Origin of the sequence: Demequina sp. NBRC 110056 (genome assembly GCF_002090155.1) — a bacterium.
Classification (GTDB): Bacteria; Actinomycetota; Actinomycetes; order Actinomycetales; family Demequinaceae; genus Demequina.
On record NZ_BBRM01000002.1, the window covers coordinates 385,157 to 405,360 of the forward strand.

Genomic DNA, 20,204 nt, shown 5'->3' on the forward strand with positions numbered 1-20,204 from the left:
TAGGTGACCCCAGGCAGATCCGGTAGAAAAGTGTCATCGAGGGAAACGGAAATCTCTCGACAAACCGTGCCAGAAGGGCAGTAGTCCTGGCTAGTTGAGGGTAATCACTGGTCGGCACCTGAATGCCACGCCGTGGTATTTGAAATCGAAGAAGAAAACTGGAGGGGACGAGCATGATCGCTCGCATTCAGCAGTCCATGAAGGAGAAGGACCAGGGCTTCACCCTGATCGAGCTCCTCGTCGTCATCATCATCATCGGCATCCTCGCGGCCATCGCGATCCCGGTGTTCCTTAACCAGCGCGAGCGCGCGGTCGACTCGGGTGTCGAGTCCGACCTGCGAAACATCGCCACCAACGTGGAGACGTTCTTCGTCGACAACCAGCGCTACCCCACTACGGCCGAGGTTCCGGAGGGTACGGGTTCGATCACGATCGCCGCGACGGATGACTCCGAGGCCAACACGATTCAGTTCTCGGCCAACGAGACGACGGTTACCTACACGGCGATCGACGGAGGCTTCCAGCTCCTCGGCACCAACGCCAATGGTGACGATGCTGACCCGGCCGACGACGGCGGAATCAGCTACGACAGCACCACGGGCGGTCTGGGCTAATTCAGGCGGCTCAGATCTGGTGAGCGCCTAGATTCAGCGCGGCACCGGTCAGCCAACGGTCGGTGGGAGAGGATGCGAGTCCTCTCCCACCGACCCGCAGCAGTTTTCACCCACGGCGCGACGATCGTCGTCAGCAATCCGCACATCGTCAACGAGGTCGAGAATCAGCTGAGGGGAGCGCGGAACGTGGCTAAGCCAAACGCAGAGCGACAGCGCGACTTCGACGCGCCCGAACACGACGCAGGCTTCACCCTCGTCGAGGTGATGGCGGCTCTCTTCATTCTGAGCCTGGTCTCCCTCGCCTTCCTTGCCCTGTTCCTCAGCGGCGTCAGCAAGACTTCCGACCTCCAGCGCCAGCAGGCTGCGGTGGGCATCGCCAACTCGGCCATGGACTCAGTCCGCTCCGTTGCTGGCGGGGCCGTAAATGCCACCGGGACCGCCGGCATCGTGAAGGGCCGTTCGTACTCCGCGGTCCAGACGGTGTGGGACGCGGCCGACCCGGCCGACACCGTCGACATGAACCCTGTGTCCGACCCTGATCCTGGCCTTGAGCAGTGGGTTCCGGTGCGCGACACCGCTTTCGTCGACGGTCAGGAGTACACCATCGACACGCTGATCGGCTCGTGCTACCGCCTGCGCGCCGCTTCGACGATCTCCCAGGACTGTGTCAAGGCAAACCCCGGCGGCACCAACTACATCCAGATGTACCGTGTGCGCGTCGTCGTCAGCTGGGACACGGGGAGCGGAGAGCAGTCGTACCGGCTCACCTCGCTGGTCGACCCGAGCGGCGATCCGACATGGAACACCGTTGTGGGTCCCTTCGCCTACGACGATGAGTTCAGCGTCGACGCGAACGCCACTCCTTCGTTCCATGCGATCGTCTCGAACGACACGGTCGAGTACGACGAGACCGGTTCCAGCAGCCCGATTCGGGGACTCTCGTCGGTGTCACCCGGTGGCTTCGGCGCCTCGGTGGGGGTGCAGACTGCGCGCGGCATCGACGGCGTCGTCTTCGACCCGCCGAACGACCACTCGGGAACGATGACCTTCACCTACGGCGTGCGGAGTTCGGCGGGAGAGGAGTCGGCCGTGCCGGCGACCGTCACCGTCCGCGTCCTGCCGAACCCTGATGCGGATGCGCTCTTCGTCGAGCCCAGCACCACCACCGTCATCAACGACGAACTTCTCGACGGTGACCGCGGCGTCAACACGATGAGCGCGGGCGAGTCGATCCGCATCGTGCCAGTACTCGATACCAGCGTAGACATGTTCGGGCTCGAGCCCGAACCTGAGACTGTCGCTGCGCGCGAGCAGGATGCTCAGGATCTCCGCGACATCGGCGTCAGCGTCGATGGGGCCGGCAACGTGTCCTTCGCGGCTCCCGACACCGAGAATGTCACAACCCGCTTCTACTACTACTTGGTCAACGAGTCTGCGGACAACGTGCTCCCCAGCCGTACTCCGGTCGAGGTGACGCTCACCACGCAGGTTCGTCCTTTGGAAGTCAACGACTTCGAGCTTGAGTTCGACGCCGCCACCGGCGATGTCTGGCATCCCATCGACTGGCGGGACGAGACCGGCAACGAAGATGACATCCGCATTCGCATCCTGAACGCGGATGACGCTGACCTCGCAGGACTGCTCGACCTCGATGGATCCGCACCCGGGACGGGGTCGGACCCTGCGCCTGGCGAGGAACTTGAGTTCCTGGCGGCGGCCTCGACGATCGGTACCTACGAGATCGAGTACGAGGTGGTGTCGCCGGGCGACCGCGCGAGCGACGACACCGCGACGATCACGATCCGTGTCGTGCCCACGGCATCCAACGTCACTCATCCGGAGGTCCGCAGGTCGACCACGACCGATATGCGGCTCTCCAACGTGGGGGTGCCCGCGAGCGGCATGCGCGTGGTGGTCGCGGGCCAGCCGACATCACAGTGCGGGTCGGCAACTGCGGTGTCCAATGACTTCGTCCGGTACCAGGCACCGTATTGGAATGGCGGCTCGCAGACGCGCAACTGCAGCTTCACGTATCGATTGGTGTCGTTGACGGACCCCACCCTCGTCTCAGATGAAGCAACGGTGAGCGTGAGGGTTCGCAGGTGATGACGGCCGCGCTGAACAGGGGCGTGGCGCTTCGCCGCCGGGTTCGCGCTGCGCGTGAGGGCGCGGATGACGGGTTCACAGTCATCGAGCTCATGGTGTCGATGATCATCTTCACCATCGTGATGATCGTGATCATGGCTGCGGTGTCCAGCATGACGGCGACCGCGGTGCGCACTCAGGCCGTCTCTGACAACACCACGCAGTTCCGCACGGTCTTCCAGCGCCTGGACAAGGAAGTGCGCTACGCGAGCGACATCAACGTGCCGGCGCGCGTGAACGGCAACTGGTACGTGGAGTACCTCATCCCTGCCAACACGGCGTCCGGAGACGCTGAGTGCGTCCAATGGAGGGTTCGGGGCACCACGGCCGAACTGCAGCGGCGTTCATGGGATCCCGAGGCTCCGAGTTCCGTGTCGGGATGGATCACTGTGGCGACTCAGCTCCGCAATGACCTCACGGACTCTTCCGACCAGCCCTTCACGATGCTGCGGGCTGGCCAAGCACGCGCAGACGCTCCCAATTACGTGAACCAGCGGCTTGCTGTGTATCTCGACGCCGGCATCGGCGAGTCACGCGACGCGTCAGGCGGGCAGCTGGACGTGACACTGGTGGCGCGCAACTCGTCAACAAGTTCGGTCACGAACGGCACGCCAGCTGAGACTGTGTGCCTCGGAGGGGGAGTCGACCGGCCATGAAGATCCTCGATCGTGCCCTGATGCGTCGTGACGACGGCGTCGCGATGCTGTCCGTCCTGATGCTGATGATGGTGCTCACCGTGCTCGCGATCCTCGTGCTCGGTGCTGTGCTGACTCAGGTAAACCCCACACTGTTCAGCGACAAGAACAGCCGGACACTTGCCGCGGCACAGGCGGGCTTGGACGTCACAGCTGCACAGGTGCGGAATGCCACGGCGCCTGATGGCACCGGAGCCATCATGGGCGATATCCACAGACTGCCGTGCATCGTCGAGGGGACCGTCGACAATTCGGGGGACACCACCTATCGGGCGACAGTCGAGTACTACAAGGACGACCCGACCACCAGGGACGAGACGTGGCGTGCGGCCAACCAGCTACGTTGCTACACCGGTACTGGCCTCAACGGCGGCGTCAGAGACGTCCCTCGCTTCGCAGTCATCGAGTCTGAGGGCTTCGACGTGACGGCGACGGCACAAGTCGACCGAGCGGATCGCGTCGTCGAGGCGACCTACCAGTTCCAGTTGACGACCATGAAGGTGAGCGGTGGTCAGATCTACGACGACGACCTCCAGTACTGCCTGGTCGCGGACCATGCCGGCGAGGGAGCGAACATCCGCTACCGGCCGGCTGGGCACAGCGACTGCAACGAGAAGACGGCTCTGAACTCGTGGACGTGGGACGAGGACTACATGCTCCACCTCGCGTCCTCTGACCTCCCGGGTGTGATCCCGATGTGCATCTCGGGCCGGCCATGGTCGAACGGCTCCGCACGTGCGGTCACCTTGCAGGAGTGCGCACTCGGAACCCGTGACGACCTCGGTCAGCGGTTCTCGTGGACCGGCTCGCACACGTGGCGGGGACAGAACTCCGCGAACACGGCATACGCCGACAGCTACCTCGTGAATCAGGACTCGCGAGTCGACGCGAACGACGCCTTGTCCGCCGCGAATTCGGCGACCAACAAGTCGGTCACACCTGAGCCTGCCGTGGGCAAGGGCAACGCGTCCTACGCGACCAATCAGGTGGTGAACTTCCACGAGTTCGGTCGTTGCCTCGACGTGACCGATGAGGACATCAACAAGTCCTACATGATCGCCTACCCCTGCAAGCAGGACCCGAGTGGCTTCGGCAGCTTCAAGTGGAACCACAAGTGGTTCTACGCCGAGCCGACCGACACAGAGTCTGTGACGACGACGATTCACGTCCTGGTCGACAACCGAACTGACCGCAAGTACTGCCTGTACACGCCCTCGGGCTCGGTGTATCCGCGGTTTGGCACCACCTGCACCGGAGATAGCCGCACCTGGACTCGATACGGACAGACAGGTGACGAGGACGCATACACCATCCAGGACAGCGCCGGGCGCTGCCTGACGGTGGGTGGCAGCGAGTACCCGCTGCATGGCTCGCAGTGGAGCCGGATCGTCGTCGCGACCTGCGAGGGCAAGGAGACGCAGCAGTGGAACGTGCCGACCGACCCGGTGGATGCGACGCTCGGTGAGTTCTCTGAGCTGACAGGACGAGCGGGATAGATCGACATGACAACCCTTGAGCTCGAGCACACTGGCGCCCTGTGGTGGGCGACGGTGTTCCTCGTCGCGCTGCTGGGGCTCGGGATCGGCTCCTTCCTCAACGTCGTGGCGTGGCGCGTCCCTCGAGGCGAGTCCGTGACGCACCCACGCAGCGCGTGCCCGGGGTGCGGGCATCCTGTGCGAGCGCGCGACAACGTGCCCGTCGTGTCGTGGATGGTGCTCAGGGGAAAGTGCCGCGACTGCGGCGAGCCGATCTCCGTGCGTTATCCGCTGATCGAGGCCGCTACGGCTCTGTTGTTCGTCCTCGTCCTCTGGCACTTCGGTCTCGGGATCGAGTTCGTCGCCTACGCCTACCTCGCTGCTCTCGGCGTGGCGTTGACGAGCATCGACCTCTCGGTTCATCGCCTACCCAACGCCTTGGTTCTCCCTGCCTACGGGGTTCTCGCTGTGCTGTTCGCCGCACAGTCGTTCATCACTGGCGATTGGTGGCCGTTCGCACGCGCGGTGATCGGAGGCGCGGCGCTCTTTGCGCTGTACTTCGGTGCTGCGATCGTCTACCCGGGTGGCATGGGCTTCGGAGATGTGAAGCTCGCCGGCGTCATCGGCGCCGCGCTCGGCTGGCTGGGTTGGGGACCGCTCGTCGTGGGCGCGTTCTCCGCGTTCCTGCTCGGCGCGATCGCCGGGGTGGTCATCATCGCCACGAAGAAGAGTGGGCGGCGCACAAGGATTCCGTTTGGCCCGTGGATGATCGCGGGCGCGGCAGTGGGAGTCGCATGGGGCGACTCGGTATGGGACGCGTACACGGGGACGTGGGCGTGATGTCTCTTTCAAGGTCTGGATGGAGGAAGCCGATGATGACACCAGCATCGGTGATGACAATGGTCGGCTCTCGGGAGGGGCGGTAGCCATGGCAAAGACACAAGCAATCGGGCTCGACATCGGCGCGAAGTCGCTGCGAGCCGCGGAGGTCTCGTCAGCAGGTGGAGGACGCGTCGAGCTCGTCCGCTATGCCGAGGAGCCGGTTCCTGCGGGCGCGGTCCGCGACGGAGAGGTCGTTGACCAGCCTGCGGTGGCACAGGCTCTGAAGCAGCTGTGGTCCAAGGGCGGCTTCGGTTCCAAGGAGGTCATCCTCGGTATCGGCAACCAGCGTGTGACGGTACGCACGATGCAGTTGCCGAAGATGCCGATGGCCGACATCCGGTCCTCGCTCCCGTTCCAGGTCGAGGACTCGCTGCCGATCCCGGTGGATGAGGCCGTGCTCGACTTCTACCCGACCGTCGAGCTCGCTGGTCCGAGCGGCACGGTGTACGAGGGGCTGGTCGTCGCGGCTGCACGCGAGACGGTGATGTCGAACGTGAACGCGGCGGAGGCCGCAGGGCTCAAGCCCCTGTCGGTCGACCTTTCCGCGTTCGCGCTGCTTCGCGTCATGGCCCGCGGCGAGCTGGGCCACGGAACCGTGGCGCTCGTTGACATCGGCGCGCGCATCACCACCATCGTCGTGGCAACGGACGGCGCACCGCGCTTCGTGCGCACGCTTCCCGTAGGCACTCAGGGTCTTGCGGACATCCTCGCGAGGGCGAAGACGGTGTCGCAGGCGGAAGCCGAGCACCAGGTGATCACACGCGGTCTGCAGGCGTCGAGCGCGCCGGAGAACCAGATCTCCGCCGACCAGTACAACGACACCGCGAGGAACCTGGTCGAGGGCATTCGCAACTCGATCGGCTTCTACGCGTCGAACAACCGCCAGGCTCCGGTTTCCTACGTGGTGCTGACAGGCGGGGGCTCGACCGTACCTGGACTCGGTCAGGCGATCGCCTCCGAGACCCGTACGCAGACGCTGTTGGGCAACCCGCTGGAGGGCGTGACGCTCGGCAAGCGCATCAACGGACTCGAGGGCCTCAAGGGCCGCGAAGCCACCATGGCGATGTCCATGGGCCTGGGAATGGGGGTGGCGGCATGACCACCGTCGCGCACGACAACGTTCAAGCTCCGGGCACTGCGCCTGGTCCGCAGCCGACGATTCCGGCGAAGGGAGGCAAGTTCGGAGTTCCCGACCTGCCTCAGGTGAGCCTGCTTCCCCCGGAGGTCGGACACCGCCGCCAGGTCGCTGCCGCTCAGCGACGGATGATCTGGGGCATTATCGCGACCCTCGTCGTGATCGCCGTGGGCTTCGGCGGCGCGTACCTCGTTCAGGTCGACGCCACGATCAAGCAGGACGAGGCCCTCGCCACCGCTGATCAGCTGCTTGCGCAGAAGCGCGAGTACTCGCCGGTGGTCCAGGTGATCAACGACATCGACTCGACCACCGAGGCACGCACGTTCGTCCTGGAGACCGAGGTCAACTGGCCTTCCTACATCTACGCGATCGCCGCCGTGCTCCCGGAGGACGTGGTCATCGAGTCTGTAGCGATCACCGCCGCTGCTGCCGGCGAGGAGCTCGTGGAAGGCGCGGATCCGCTGACGACCAACGCCGTCGGCGTCGTGACGTTCTCGGCCTTCTCGCCCACGCTGCCGGTGGCCTCGGACTGGATCGACGCGCTTGAGTCCATTCCGGGCCTCGACGACGCCAACCTTCAGAGCTCCGAGCTCCAGAACTCGGAGGGCGACACCGAGTACCAGGTCGCTGCCACGATCCAGGTGACGACCGACGCGCTCCAGAACCGCCAGTTCTCGGACCAGGCGGACGACGGTGACGGGGCGCTCGATGGCGCCGAGGCAGAGAGCGCTGACACCGAGGGTGGTGAGTGAGCATGAAGCAGCCCACCGGAACCGCAAGGTCCTGGGGAATCGCGACGATCCTCGTCGCCGTCCTCCTTCTTGTCGCCGCTTGGTTCCTGCTGATCTCACCAGTCCTCGCATCAGCGGCTGAGACGCGCGAGGACACTGAGGCGCAGGAGGCTCAGAACGAGATCTCGCGGCAGGAGGTAGAGGTTCTCAAGGCCGAGTTCGCGAGGATGCCTGAGTACGAGCTCCAGCTCGCCGCTCTTCAGGAGCAGATCACGACGACTCAGCGGTACGCGGACCTGCAGCGTCTGGTTGCCGCGATCGCCGACGAGCACGAGGTCGTCGTCACGAGCTTGTCCTTCGGCACCGCCGAGGAGGTCGAGCAGCCTGTTCCGCCCGCTCCGGCCGAGCCCGTCGAGGGTGAGGAGACCGACGAGGAGGCCACGGACGAGGAACCCGCGCCCGCTGAGCCTGTCGCCACTGGGATCTCCGGCTTGTTCTCGATCGCCGTCTCCATCGAGTTCGACGGTGAGTACACCGACGTGCTGGCCGCGGTCAGGGACCTCCAGACGGGCGAGAACCGGATCGTCCTGATCAATGTCGTGAACCTGACGTCTGCCGCGAACGGCGAATCCGGTGACGACGCGACTGTGGCCACGCTCGAGGGGCAGACGTTCGTGCTGGCCGATGTCGAGGAGCTCGCCGCCGAGGACGCGCCCACGACGGAGCCGGAGGAGGAGCCGTCGGCTGAGCCGACGCCGCTCCCGCAGTCCTCCGAGAACCCGCTGGTCGCGAACTAGCCATCGCACACGACGCCCCCACGACTCGAGTCGTGGGGGCGTTGTGCTGCGTCACGCCAGGCAGGAGAGGTCTGGAAGAATGACAGCCATGCTCAGATGGCTCACCGCAGGAGAATCGCACGGCCCGGCGCTCGTCGGCACCCTCGAAGGCCTCCCCGCTGGGGTCGAGGTCACGAGCTCAGAGATCCAGGCGGCGCTCGCACGCCGCCGGCTCGGCTATGGCCGCGGCGCGCGCATGAGCTTTGAGCAGGACAAGGTGACGGTGCTCGGTGGCATCCGCCACGGGGTCAGCCAAGGCGGCCCCGTCGCGATCCAGGTGGGCAACACCGAGTGGCCCAAGTGGGAGACCGTGATGAGCGCGGACCCGGTCGACCCGGCCGAGCTCTCGGGCGCCCGCGCCGCTGCGCTCACGCGCCCGCGTCCCGGGCACGCCGACCTGGTCGGCATGACCAAGTACGGCTTCGACGACGCGCGCCCCGTGCTGGAGCGCGCCTCGGCACGCGAGACAGCCGCGCGTGTCGCGCTCGGCCAGGTCGCCGAGAGCTTCCTCGAGCAGGCCGCAGGGGTGCGCCTCGTGTCGCACACCGTCCAGGTGGGCCCCATTCGCGTGCCCGACGACGCCCCGCTGCCTCCCGCGGACGCGACGCCCGCGCTCGACGAGGACCCCATTCGCTGCTTCCACGCCGAGACCTCGGCAGCGATGATCGTGGAGATCGACCAGTGCCAGAAGGACGGCGACACCCTGGGCGGCGTCGTCGAGGTCGTGGCCTACGGCCTGCCTGTGGGCCTCGGCAGCCACGTGCACGGCGACCGGCGCCTCGACGCGCGCCTCGCAGCCGCGCTCATGGGCATCCAGGCCATCAAGGGCGTCGAGCTGGGCGACGGGTTCCGCACCGCTGCGCGCCGTGGCTCGCAGGCCCACGACGAGATCGAGTACCAGGACGGCGGCGTCACGCGCCGCACCAACCGCGCGGGCGGCGTCGAGGGCGGCATGACCAACGGCGAGCCGCTGCGCGTCTCCGCCGCCATGAAGCCGATCAGCACCGTGCCTCGCGCGCTCGACACGATCGACACGGCGACCGGCGAGGCCGCGAAGGCCATCCACCAGCGCTCGGACGTGTGCGCGGTGGCGCCTGCGGCGGTCGTGGCCCAGGCCATGGTTGCGCTCACGCTGGCCGACGCGCTGCTCGAGAAGTTCGGCGGCGACTCGGTGGCCGAGGTCAAGCGCAACATCGCGTCCTACGAGGCCGCGATCCCGGACCACCTGCGCTGATGCCTGGACCGCGCATCGTCCTGATCGGCCCGCCCGGCTCGGGGAAGACGTCCGTGGGGCGCCGCCTCGCCGAGTCGCTCGAGCTCGCGTGGCGCGACACAGACGATGACATCGCCGCGACAGCCGGCAAGTCCATCCCGGACGTCTTCATCGAGGACGGGGAAGCCGCGTTCCGCGCCCTCGAGCGGGAGGCAGTGGCGACCGCGCTGGCGGAGCACGACGGCGTCCTGTCGCTCGGTGGCGGAGCGATCCTGGACGCGAGCACTCAGAACGTGCTCACTGCCTACACCGACGCCGGAGGCTGCGTCGTCTTCCTCGACGTGTCGCTCGCGGCCGCCGCGCCGCGCGTGGGATTCAACCGCTCGCGGCCGCTGCTCGTCGGCAATCCGCGCCAGCAGTGGCAGGCGCTCATGGACGCGCGCCGTCCGCTCTACGAAGGGCTGTCGACCCTCACCGTGAAGACCGACGATCTCACTCCCGAGCAGGTGGCCGAGGCGATCGAGGAGCTGGAGGCACGGCGATGAGCGCATCCATCGACACCCGCACCGTCGACGTCGCCACTGCCGCGCCGTACACCGTCACCATTGGCTCGGGCCTGCTTCCAGCCGCGGTCGACGCCCTGCCGGAGGCCGCCGTCCGCGTGCTCGTGGTGCACTCTGCGCCGATGCGCGAGCCGGCCGACCGCCTGCGTGCCCTCATTGAGGCGAGCGGCCGCACCCCGGTCCTGGCCGAGGTTCCCGATGCGGAGGCCGGCAAGACCGCCGAGGTCGCCTCGTTCTGCTGGCAGGTCCTGGGCAAGTCCGAGTTCACCCGCACCGACGTCGTGGTCGGCCTGGGCGGGGGAGCGGTGACCGACCTCGCGGGCTTCGTGGCCGCGTCGTGGCTGCGCGGAGTCGCCGTGGTGCAGATCCCCACCACGGTGCTCGCGATGGTGGACGCCGCCGTCGGCGGCAAGACCGGCATCAACACCGGGGAGGGCAAGAACCTCGTCGGGGCCTTCCACGAGCCGCTCGCCGTGTGGTGCGACCTTGACTTCCTGACAACGTTGCCTGCGAACGATCGAGTCGCCGGCCTCGCCGAGGTCGTCAAGGGCGGCTTCATCCGCGACCAGCGGATCCTCGAGCTGGTAGGCGAGCACGCATCGGCCCTCCGTGCGCAGAGCCTCACCGAGGACGCCATGGCCGTCCTCGCGGAGCTCATCACGCGCAAGGTCCAGGTCAAGGCAGACGTCGTCGGACAGGACCTCAAGGAGTCGCACCTGCGCGAGATCCTCAACTACGGGCACACCTTCGGTCACGCGATCGAGTACACCGAGCGCTACCAGTGGCGGCACGGCGCGGCCGTGTCGGTGGGCATGGTGTTCGTCGCGGAGCTCGCGCACCTCGCGGGCCGCCTCGACGAGGACGGCGTCGCGCTGCATCGAGAGCTGCTGACGTCGCTCGGCTTGCCCACCACGTACCGCAGCGACAAGTGGGACGCCCTCCACACCGCCATGCGCCGCGACAAGAAGACGCGCGGAGCGCTGCTGCGCTTCGTCGTGCTCAACGGCATCGGCAACCCGGTGCGGCTCGAAGGGCCTGACCCGGCGCTGCTGCTGGGCGCCTACGACGCCGTGTCCAAGGCTCCCGAGTCCGGGAACGCCGTGGCACTAGGCTGACGGACATGTCTACGGTCCTCGTCGCCAACGGCCCCAACCTCAACCGCCTGGGCACCCGCGAGCCCGAGAAGTACGGCTCGACGACCATGGACGAGCTCGCCGCTCACGCGATGCAGTGGGGGAGCGAGCTCGGGCTCGAGGTCGTCGTCCGGCAGTCGAACGACGAGGCCGAGCTCGTGGGCTGGATGCACGAGGCCGTCGACAACGGCTGGCACGTCGTCCTCAACCCCGCCGCCTTCACGCACTACTCTTACGCGCTGCGCGACGCGTGTGCGCTCGTGACGACGGCCGGCAAGCTCCTCGTCGAGGTGCACCTCACCAACCCGCACGCGCGCGAGGAGTTCCGCCATACGTCGGTGATCTCCGGCGTGGCCACCGGCACCATCGCGGGCCTCGGCATCGACTCGTACCGCCTGGGCCTCGAGGCCATCGCCGCCAAGGTGAGCTGACAGCCCCAGCCAGCGAGCGCATCGGCGCTACACAGGGCGAAGGCCCCGTCCGCTAGAATTGTCGACGGCCTCCGCGCGGCGCGCGGACTGACGCTGACACCTGACTGACAAGGACTTCACCCGTGGCGACCTCGAACGACATCAAGAACGGCTCCGTGCTCAACCTCGACGGGAACCTGTGGTCCGTCGTCGAGTTCCAGCACGTGAAGCCCGGCAAGGGCGGCGCCTTCGTCCGCACCAAGCTGAAGAACGTCCTCTCGGGCAAGGTCGTCGACAAGACCTTCAACGCTGGCACCAAGGTCGACTTCGAGACCGTCGACCGCCGCACCATGCAGTACCTGTACAACGACGGCGCCGGCTTCGTGTTCATGGACCCCGACACGTTCGACCAGGTGTCGGTCAGCCCCGAGGTCATGGGCAACGCCACGGACTACCTGCTCGAGAACGAGAACGCGACCATCGGCTCGCACAACGGCAACCCGATCTTCCTCGAGCTGCCCGCCTCCGTGGTCCTTGAGGTGACCTACACCGAGCCCGGCCTCCAGGGCGACCGCTCGTCGGGCGGCACCAAGCCCGCCACGCTCGAGACCGGCAAGGAGATCCAGGTCCCGCTGTTCCTCGAGCAGGGCACCAAGGTCAAGGTCAACACCGAGTCCGGCGACTACCTGGGCCGCGTCAACGACTAGTGGGCGCACGCACCAAGGCCCGCAAGCGCGCTCTCGACGTCCTCTTCGAGGCCGAGCAGCGCGGGGAGAACGCTGGGGACGTCCTGACGCGTCGCCTGCTCGACTCCGGGCGCGAGACGCCGCTTCCTGACTACAGCGCCGAGCTCGTGCGCGGCGTCGTGTCGCGGTGGGGCGAGCTCAACGCCCTGATCACCGACGCCTCGCCGGACTGGCCGCTCAAGCGCATGCCCGCGGTGGACCGCAACCTGTTGCGCATCGGCGCGTGGGAGCTGCTCTTCAACGCCGACGTGTCGGTGGCCGTGGCGATCGACGAGGCCGTCGAGCTCGCTCGCGACCTGTCGACCGACGACTCGCCGCGGTTCGTCAACGGCGTGCTCGGTCGCATCGCGCGAGAGGCGCCCGCGCTGGGCTCCGTGCCCGCGGAGGACGTCGAGGACTGACGTTCTCGTCGACGGCCGCATGAGGCGGCCGTACAACCTCCCGCCGCCCTCAGGCGTCTTGAGGGTAGGCAGCGCCGAGCCTCGGCGTGCGCCGTGGGGGAGGGCCGATGCGCTCGCTGGGTGCCGTGTCAGGCGTGGGTACCGCTGCTGTCCTGGTTCTCGCCGGGTGTAGCGGGGCGGGGGAGTCGCCGTCGGCGGGTGACGAGGACCTGGCTGGGGTGGTGACGACGAGTGCCTCACCGAGCGCTCCGCAGAGTGCCTCGGCTAGCCCGTCGCCGAACCCGTCGCCGAGCGCTGAGGCGACGGCGGAGGAGGGCTTGGCGAGCGCATCGGCTTCCTACCCGGCCGAGGTCACGCTGGTCCCGTCGCTGACGGACGAGCCGAGCGCGTACCCGTTCGGCATCCCGCCGCGCATGGTGCTGACGCTCGGTCCCGGGCGTGCGCTGACCGATGCCGAGCGTGAGGAGCTGCGCGGCGCACTCGACGCCGAGTGGCGGGAGGCCACCGTGACGGTTCTGGATGGGGATCACGCGGGCATGGAGGTGTCCTTCGGTGAGGTCGCCGTGCCGACCGCGTGGCACGAGGAGGACCTCGCCGAGCGCGACATCATCAACTACACGCCGCTGATGGTCGACTCCGCGGAGACGCCTGTGCTCGTCGACGGCACACCCGTCGCGGACATCGCCAAGGTGGACGACGAGACCTACGCCGGGTACGTCGTCGCGGGGCCGGGCGTGATGACGCTCGGCTTCCCCTTCGCTGGTCTTGAGGGCCAGCCAGGCGTCGCGGTCGGGATCCAGCTGGGCTGGGACGGTCCGCTCGAGTGCGTGCTCGTGGACCCGCTGCCGGCTGCGGCGGCCGAGGTCGACGAGTTGCCCTGCGAGGCCGAGGACGACACCTTCTGGGACTGGGGTGTTTCGAGCGTCTGGTTCGGGTGAGCGCGGTCGGTCTGTGAGGGCCGATGCGCTCCTTCCGGGGCCTGTCGTGTCGCCCCCGGTTGTGCCTACTGACTGCATTACCTGGGGTTTCTGTCGTTGTCAGACCCTGGTGGTGTGATGAGGGTATGAGTTCTTCGTCCCCTTCGACCGGCCTGGTTGGCACGGATGTGCTGGGCTGGGTGCGGGCTGCGTTGGGGTCGGGCACGGGGCTCGCTGGTGTGGATCTGGACGGTCTGGCGCAGTCGGATTTGCGGGCACTCGGTGAGGCGTTGGGGCGTGCCCGGCGTGAGCTGGATGTGATGGTGGCGAAGGTTGCTGCCGCGCAGGCACGCCGCTCCACGTCTGAGGATGGTGCGGCGGGGATGGCGCGTAGGAATGGCAAGCCCAGCCCGAAGGGGTTGGTGTCGGGTCAGACGGGAGGGTCGGAGTTTGATGCGGGCCGGCTGATCGATGTGGGCGAGATCCTTGACGACGCCGCCAAGCCGGCGCCAGAGCCGACCACCGGAGAGCGCTCTGGCGACGGTGGTGGTTCCGCGCCTGCGGGCGAGGAGCCGCCTGCGGGACCGAGGTTTGTGGTGTTGCCTGCGGCGGTGGAGGCAGCCGAGGTGTCCATCGAGGCCGCCTCCACGATCTCCCGGATGCTGAAGAACGTGTTCGAGACTGCTGATCCGGTCGCGTGGGTGGCCGCCGAGCGTGAGCTGGTGGCCAAGGCGAAGCTGCTGAACCTCAAGCAGCTGTCCCGGGTGGTCCGTCAGGTCGAAGCCGATCTGGACCGTAAGAGCCTGGCTCAGCGGGAGATGATCCAGCACGCCGACAGGTATCTGCATGTCATCGAGGAAGCCTCCGGCATGGTCAAGATCATCGGACTTCTCGATGTCGAGACCGCCGCCCCCATCAAAGCCGCACTCGATGCGATCGTCGGCAAGAGCTTGCAGGCGAAGCGTGACAAGACTGCTGTGACCGCCGATGAGCGCACTGTGCCGCAGATGCGTGCCGACGCCCTCGCACTGGTTGCCCGCCACATGCTCGCCGCCGACGACACCGTCGTGCCCCGCGGAGCGGCGACGCTGGTGATCCGCACCACCACCAACGACGTTCAAGACGCGATCGATGCTGCAGGACGCGGAGAAGCATCCGATGGTGTGGCGTCGGTGGATGGGTTCGGACAGCCCATCACCGCCGCCACCGCACGGCGCCTGACCGGCGACAGCGAACTGATCCCCGTGTCGCTGACTGCTGACGGTGCGGTGTTGAACCTGGGCAGGTCCAAGCGGCCGTTCAACCGGGCACAACGCCTCGCCCTGGTCGAACGCGACGGAGGATGCGCGATGTGCGGTGCACCGCCGAGCCACTGCGAGGCCCACCACATCCGCGAATGGGTCAAAGACAAAGGACCCACCGACCTCGACAACGGGCTCCTGCTGTGTTCGAGGTGTCACCACGACCTGCACCGCCAAGGCTGGACAGTGCACGCCACCCCCACCGAAGTGTGGTTCACCCCACCGAAAACAATCGACCCCGAGCAGAGACGCCGACCCGGCGGACGGATGCTCCACGACCACATCCCGCTCACCCCCGAAGCGCTCGAGGAACTCGAGGCCGCCGGCACCGACAGTGTTGGTGCCGCCACCAGCCGACGCCACACCACCACACCCATCGCCGGCACCAACCCCACCCACGACGGGCAGGAGAACTCCGCCCACGCTCAGCAAGCGAACTCTGCCGAGCCGGGCGTCAACGGGCAGAACGGCTCCACCCACCACGACTCCCAAGCACAGCACGGCTCGACCCACGACAAGCAGGACGGCTTGGACCTCGACGCCCTCACGGCCACGCCGAACGCCGAGCACCCGGCCAAGCACAGCTCAGCCTCGTGCGCCGCCGACGCGGGCATCGTCTCGATCCCAGCGGATAGTTCGGATGCACCGGCTCCCCGACGCGACGCTCGGGGGAGTGTTCGTGGCGTTACGAAGCCCAACGTCGCCAGCCAAGACCGAATCCGAGGCGCGCGAGACCGCACCCACCCGGCCCGGAACAGTGCGGTGAGGGCTTACGGCAGCGGTCGCACGGCGAACCCACGCTGTGCTTCGCCCGTGGAGGCGCGGTTCGCGCCGCACCTGGGACGAGCAATCGACGTCAGGGCAGGCGACATGGTCGGCGCCGGCGCCCGTGTCCAGGTAGTCTTTCCCGAGACAAGCACCGACATCCTTTAAGGACCGTCCAGAGAGGCGGGGAAGGAGGTCGCCAGGTGACTGGCACCGTACTCGGCGCGCCCGACATGGCGCGCGCCCTCACTCGCATCGCGCACGAGATCCTCGAGCGCAACGAGGGCCACGAGTCCCTCGTCATTCTCGGCATCCCGACCAGGGGAGTGCCCCTCGCCCAGCGGCTCGCGCAGCGCATCGCCGAGGTCGAGCCCGGCTTCGACGCCGCCGCCAACGCCGGCGCGCTCGACATCACCATGTACCGCGACGACCTGCACCGTCAGCCCACGCGCGCGATCGGCGAGACGACGCTGCCGGAGGCCGGCATCGACGACGCGACCATCGTGCTGGTCGACGACGTCTTCCACACGGGCCGCACCATCCGCGCCGCTCTGGACGCGATCAAGGACCTCGGCCGGCCGCGAGCGGTCCAGCTCGCCGTGCTGGTCGACCGCGGCCACCGCGAGCTGCCCATTCGCGCCGACTTCGTGGGCAAGAACCTCCCCACGGCGAAGTCCGAGCGCGTCGACGTCCACCTCGAAGAGATCGACGGGGTCGATGAGGTGCTGATCTCCGGCGCGGGTTTTAAGGACGCTGCTTCGAAGGACGCTGACGCGAAGGATTCCGGCTCGACGGAGGGGGAGAGCGCGTGAGGCACCTGCTCGACACCGACTCGCTCAGCCGCGAGGACGCCATCCGCATCCTCGACACTGCCGGACAGATGGCCGCCACGCAGGAACGGGAGATGCGCAAGCTCCCCACGCTGCGCGGCCGCACCGTCGTCAACCTGTTCTTCGAGGACTCGACGCGCACGCGCATCAGCTTCGAGGCCGCCGCCAAGCGCCTGAGTGCGGACGTCATCAACTTCTCCGCGAAGGGCTCGAGCCTGTCGAAGGGCGAGTCCCTCAAGGACACCGCCCTCACCCTGCAGGCCATGGGTGCCGACGCCGTCGTGGTGCGCCACTGGGCCTCCGGCGCCGCCCAGCGCCTGGCCGAGAGCGGCTGGATGCACGGCCACGTGCTCAACGCCGGCGACGGCACCCACCAGCACCCCACGCAGGCGCTTCTGGACGCGTTCACGATGCGCCGCCACCTGGTCGGCGGCGGCAAGGACTCCGGCGCCAACGGCAAGGCGCTCGAGGGTCTGACCTTCGCCATCGTGGGCGACATCCTGCACTCGCGCGTCGCCGGCTCGAACATCCCGCTGCTGCGGACGCTCGGCGCGAACGTCGTGATCGTCGCTCCGCCGACGCTGCTGCCCTACGGCATGACCGACCGCTCCGACATCGCCGTGCACTACACGCTCGACGAGGCCATCGAGGCGCACGACCTCGACGGCATCATGATGCTGCGCGTGCAGCGCGAGCGCATGACCGGCGGCGGCTCCGGCTTCTTCCCGAGCCCCGAGGAGTACACCCGGCTCTTCGGCCTCGACGGCGAGCGGCTGCGACGCCTGCCCGACCACGCCATCGTCCTGCACCCCGGGCCCATGAACCGCGGGCTCGAGATCTCTGCCGAGGCCGCCGACCACCCGCGGTCCGTCATCGTCGAACAGGTCAGCAACGGCGTCGCCGTGCGCATGGCCGCCCTGTACCTGCTACTTGCTGGAGAGGAGGCCGCGGAGTGAGCGCCACCACCGCGTCCCGCGCCTATGTCATCGAAGGGGCCTCGCTGTACGGCGAGACCACCGCGGACCTGGTCCTGGTCGACGGGGTCATCGCGTCTCTGAGCGCAGCCGATGCGCCCGCTGACTCCGTGCGCATCGACGCGTCCGGACTGGTCGCCCTGCCCGGCCTGGTCGACTTGCACACGCACCTGCGCGAGCCCGGTCGCGAGGACGCTGAGACCATCGAGACCGGCTCCCGCACCGCCGCGCGGGGCGGCTTCACCGCGGTGCATGCCATGGCGAACACGACGCCCACCGCGGACACCGCCGGTGTTGTCGAGCAGGTGTGGAGCCGCGGCCGCGAGGTCGGCCTGGTGGACGTGTTCCCCGTCGGCGCCGTCACCGTCGGACTCAACGGCACCCAGCTGTCCGAGATGGGCGCCATGGCCAACTCCCGCGCCCAGGTGCGCGTGTTCTCCGACGACGGCAAGTGCGTCCACGACGCGCTGCTCATGCGCCGCGCCCTCGAGTACGTCAAGACCTTCGGGGGAGTGGTGGCGCAGCACGCGCAGGACCCGCGCCTCACCGAGGGCTCGCAGATGAACGAGGGACTGGTCTCGGCCGAGCTCGGCCTCGCCGGCTGGCCGTCCGTCGCCGAGGAGTCGATCATCGCCCGCGACGTGCTGCTCGCCGGCCACGTCGGCTCCCGCGTGCACATCTGCCACCTCAGCACCGCAGGCTCCGTTGAGATCATCCGCTGGGCGAAGTCCAAGGGCATCGACGTGACCGCAGAGGTCATGCCTCACCACCTGCTGCTGACCGACGAGTCCGCACGGGGCTACGACCCCCGGTTCAAGGTCAACCCGCCGTTGCGCACCCAGGCCGACGTCGACGCGGTCCGTGCGGGCCTCGCCGACGGCACCATCGACATCGTCGCCACCGACCACGCGCCCCACCCCGACGAGGACAAGGACTGCGAGTGGGGCGCTGCCGCGATGGGCATGATCGGCCTGGAGACCGCCCTCGGCATCGTCCAGAGGACGATGGTGGACTCGGGCGCCCTGTCGTGGCGAGATGTCGCCCGCGTGATGAGCGAGACCCCTGCGCGCATCGGCCTCGACCACGGCCACGGCCGCCCCCTCGAGGTGGGCGAGCCGGCCAACGTCACCCTCGTCGACCCCCAGGCGGCGTGGACGGTCGAGCCGTCCGCCACCGCCTCGCGCAGCAACAACTCGCCCTTCGGCGGGATCGAGCTGCCCGGCCGTGCCGTCGCGACCTTCCTGCGCGGCGCCGCCACCCATCTTGATCAGCGCTTCGAAGGAGTGACAGCGTGAACGCCACCCCCGCAGTGCTCGTCCTTGAGGACGGGCGGACGTTCGAAGGCGGCGCATACGGCGCCACCGGCCTGACCCTCGGAGAGATCGTCTTCAACACCGGCATGACCGGCTACCAGGAGACGCTCACCGACCCGAGCTACCACCGCCAGATCGTCGTGATGACGGCGCCGCACATCGGCAACACCGGGGTCAACGACGAGGACAACGAGTCCCGCCAGATCTGGGTCGCCGGCTACGTGGTGCGCGACCCCTCCCGCCGCGCGTCCAACTGGCGCGCCAAGCGTGGCCTCGAGGACGACCTGCGCGATCAGGACATCGTCGGCATCTCCGGCATCGACACCCGCCAGCTCACTCGCATCCTGCGCGAGGGCGTCATGCGCGCCGGCATCTTCTCGGGCGACGCGCTCGCCCCCGGCGGGGAGCGCCTGAGCGCCGATGCGCTGGTCGCCCAGGTGCGCGCGGGGCAGGAGATGGCGGGGGCCCACCTCGCCGACGAGGTCTCGGTTCCCGACGCCTACGTGGTCGAGCCGCCCGAGGGCACCGAGACGATCGCCGAGGTCGTCGCCGTGGACCTGGGGATCAAGGCCATGACCCCCGAGCTGATGGCGCAGCGCGGCATCCGCGTCACCGTGGTGCCGTCGACCTGGACGGCCGAGCAGATCCTCGAGACCAACCCCGATGGAGTCTTCTACTCGAACGGACCCGGCGACCCCGGCGCCGCCGCGGGCCCGGTCGCCGCGCTCAAGCAGATCCTCGACGCCAAGGTGCCGTTCTTCGGGATCTGCTTCGGCAACCAGATGCTCGGGCGCGCGCTCGGCTACGAGACCTACAAGCTCCAGTTCGGCCACCGCGGCATCAACCAGCCGGTGATGGACCGCACCACCGGCAAGGTCGAGGTCACCGCGCACAACCACGGCTTCGCGGTCGACGCCCCGCTCGACGGCGACAGCGTGAGCCCCGCCGGCTACGGCCGCGTGAAGGTCTCCCACGTCTGCCTCAACGACAACGTGGTCGAGGGCCTCGAGTGCCTCGACATCCCCGCGTTCTCCGTCCAGTACCACCCCGAGGCCGCCGCCGGCCCCCACGACGCCGGTTACCTGTTCGACCGCTTCGTGGACGTCATGAAGGGAGCGCGCTGAC

At 68.0% G+C, this 20,204-nt stretch carries 20 protein-coding genes; all 20 read left to right on the forward strand.

Features of this window, described 5'->3' with window-relative positions:
• Window positions 1-173 precede the first annotated feature (173 nt).
• On the forward strand, window positions 174-614 hold the full coding sequence (locus B7K25_RS14010; RefSeq protein WP_084103661.1) for a prepilin-type N-terminal cleavage/methylation domain-containing protein: 441 nt from the start codon (window positions 174-176) through the stop codon (window positions 612-614).
• Window positions 615-686: 72 nt separating this feature from the next.
• Window positions 687-2,720, forward strand: coding sequence for a prepilin-type N-terminal cleavage/methylation domain-containing protein (locus B7K25_RS01805; RefSeq protein ID WP_084103663.1), 2,034 nt, complete (start codon window positions 687-689; stop codon window positions 2,718-2,720).
• A complete protein-coding gene (locus B7K25_RS01810; protein WP_084103665.1) occupies window positions 2,720-3,415 on the forward strand; it encodes a type II secretion system protein J in 696 nt (231 codons plus the stop codon). Before B7K25_RS01805 ends, B7K25_RS01810 begins: the two co-directional genes overlap by 1 nt.
• Entirely contained in the window at window positions 3,412-4,950 is a 1,539-nt protein-coding gene (locus tag B7K25_RS01815) for a hypothetical protein (RefSeq protein WP_084103667.1), read from the forward strand. Before B7K25_RS01810 ends, B7K25_RS01815 begins: the two co-directional genes overlap by 4 nt.
• A gap of 6 nt (window positions 4,951-4,956) precedes the next feature.
• Window positions 4,957-5,769 carry an A24 family peptidase gene (locus tag B7K25_RS01820; RefSeq protein ID WP_084103669.1) on the forward strand — a complete coding sequence of 271 codons (813 nt, stop codon included), beginning with the start codon at window positions 4,957-4,959 and terminating at the stop codon, window positions 5,767-5,769.
• Window positions 5,770-5,788: 19 nt separating this feature from the next.
• Complete coding sequence (gene pilM, locus B7K25_RS01825) at window positions 5,789-6,910, forward strand: type IV pilus assembly protein PilM (protein ID WP_234988033.1); 1,122 nt, start codon at window positions 5,789-5,791, stop codon at window positions 6,908-6,910.
• The gene (locus B7K25_RS01830) at window positions 6,907-7,698 is read left to right on the forward strand and encodes a PilN domain-containing protein (RefSeq protein ID WP_084103673.1); all 792 of its coding nucleotides are present in this window, start codon (window positions 6,907-6,909) and stop codon (window positions 7,696-7,698) included. The genes pilM and B7K25_RS01830 overlap by 4 nt, the downstream gene beginning before the upstream one ends.
• A 2-nt stretch (window positions 7,699-7,700) precedes the next feature.
• Window positions 7,701-8,474, forward strand: coding sequence for a hypothetical protein (locus B7K25_RS01835; RefSeq protein WP_084103675.1), 774 nt, complete (start codon window positions 7,701-7,703; stop codon window positions 8,472-8,474).
• A gap of 88 nt (window positions 8,475-8,562) precedes the next feature.
• Window positions 8,563-9,747 carry a chorismate synthase gene (gene aroC, locus B7K25_RS01840; protein ID WP_084103677.1) on the forward strand — a complete coding sequence of 395 codons (1,185 nt, stop codon included), beginning with the start codon at window positions 8,563-8,565 and terminating at the stop codon, window positions 9,745-9,747.
• Window positions 9,747-10,271: a shikimate kinase gene (locus B7K25_RS01845; RefSeq protein WP_084103679.1), complete on the forward strand. Its 525-nt coding sequence runs from the start codon at window positions 9,747-9,749 to the stop codon at window positions 10,269-10,271. The genes aroC and B7K25_RS01845 overlap by 1 nt, the downstream gene beginning before the upstream one ends.
• Window positions 10,268-11,404 carry a 3-dehydroquinate synthase gene (aroB, locus tag B7K25_RS01850; protein WP_084103681.1) on the forward strand — a complete coding sequence of 379 codons (1,137 nt, stop codon included), beginning with the start codon at window positions 10,268-10,270 and terminating at the stop codon, window positions 11,402-11,404. The genes B7K25_RS01845 and aroB overlap by 4 nt, the downstream gene beginning before the upstream one ends.
• A 5-nt stretch (window positions 11,405-11,409) precedes the next feature.
• Window positions 11,410-11,853 (forward strand): type II 3-dehydroquinate dehydratase, encoded by a 444-nt coding sequence (gene aroQ / locus B7K25_RS01855; protein WP_084103683.1) that lies wholly within the window; start codon window positions 11,410-11,412, stop codon window positions 11,851-11,853.
• A gap of 122 nt (window positions 11,854-11,975) precedes the next feature.
• A complete protein-coding gene (gene efp, locus B7K25_RS01860; RefSeq protein WP_084103685.1) occupies window positions 11,976-12,539 on the forward strand; it encodes an elongation factor P in 564 nt (187 codons plus the stop codon).
• Entirely contained in the window at window positions 12,539-12,979 is a 441-nt protein-coding gene (nusB, locus tag B7K25_RS01865; RefSeq protein ID WP_084103687.1) for a transcription antitermination factor NusB, read from the forward strand. Before efp ends, nusB begins: the two co-directional genes overlap by 1 nt.
• A 317-nt stretch (window positions 12,980-13,296) precedes the next feature.
• Entirely contained in the window at window positions 13,297-13,917 is a 621-nt protein-coding gene (locus B7K25_RS13635; RefSeq protein ID WP_159450086.1) for a hypothetical protein, read from the forward strand.
• A gap of 125 nt (window positions 13,918-14,042) precedes the next feature.
• Window positions 14,043-16,130, forward strand: a complete 2,088-nt coding sequence (locus B7K25_RS01875) for an HNH endonuclease signature motif containing protein (RefSeq protein WP_084103689.1) — start codon at window positions 14,043-14,045, stop codon at window positions 16,128-16,130.
• A 35-nt stretch (window positions 16,131-16,165) separates the two neighbouring features.
• Window positions 16,166-16,774, forward strand: coding sequence for a bifunctional pyr operon transcriptional regulator/uracil phosphoribosyltransferase PyrR (pyrR, locus tag B7K25_RS01880; RefSeq protein WP_255376115.1), 609 nt, complete (start codon window positions 16,166-16,168; stop codon window positions 16,772-16,774).
• On the forward strand, window positions 16,771-17,748 hold the full coding sequence (locus tag B7K25_RS01885) for an aspartate carbamoyltransferase catalytic subunit (RefSeq protein ID WP_084103691.1): 978 nt from the start codon (window positions 16,771-16,773) through the stop codon (window positions 17,746-17,748). Before pyrR ends, B7K25_RS01885 begins: the two co-directional genes overlap by 4 nt.
• Window positions 17,745-19,061: a dihydroorotase gene (locus tag B7K25_RS01890; RefSeq protein ID WP_084103693.1), complete on the forward strand. Its 1,317-nt coding sequence runs from the start codon at window positions 17,745-17,747 to the stop codon at window positions 19,059-19,061. Before B7K25_RS01885 ends, B7K25_RS01890 begins: the two co-directional genes overlap by 4 nt.
• On the forward strand, window positions 19,058-20,203 hold the full coding sequence (gene carA / locus B7K25_RS01895; RefSeq protein WP_234988034.1) for a glutamine-hydrolyzing carbamoyl-phosphate synthase small subunit: 1,146 nt from the start codon (window positions 19,058-19,060) through the stop codon (window positions 20,201-20,203). Before B7K25_RS01890 ends, carA begins: the two co-directional genes overlap by 4 nt.
• Window position 20,204: the final 1 nt, after the last annotated feature.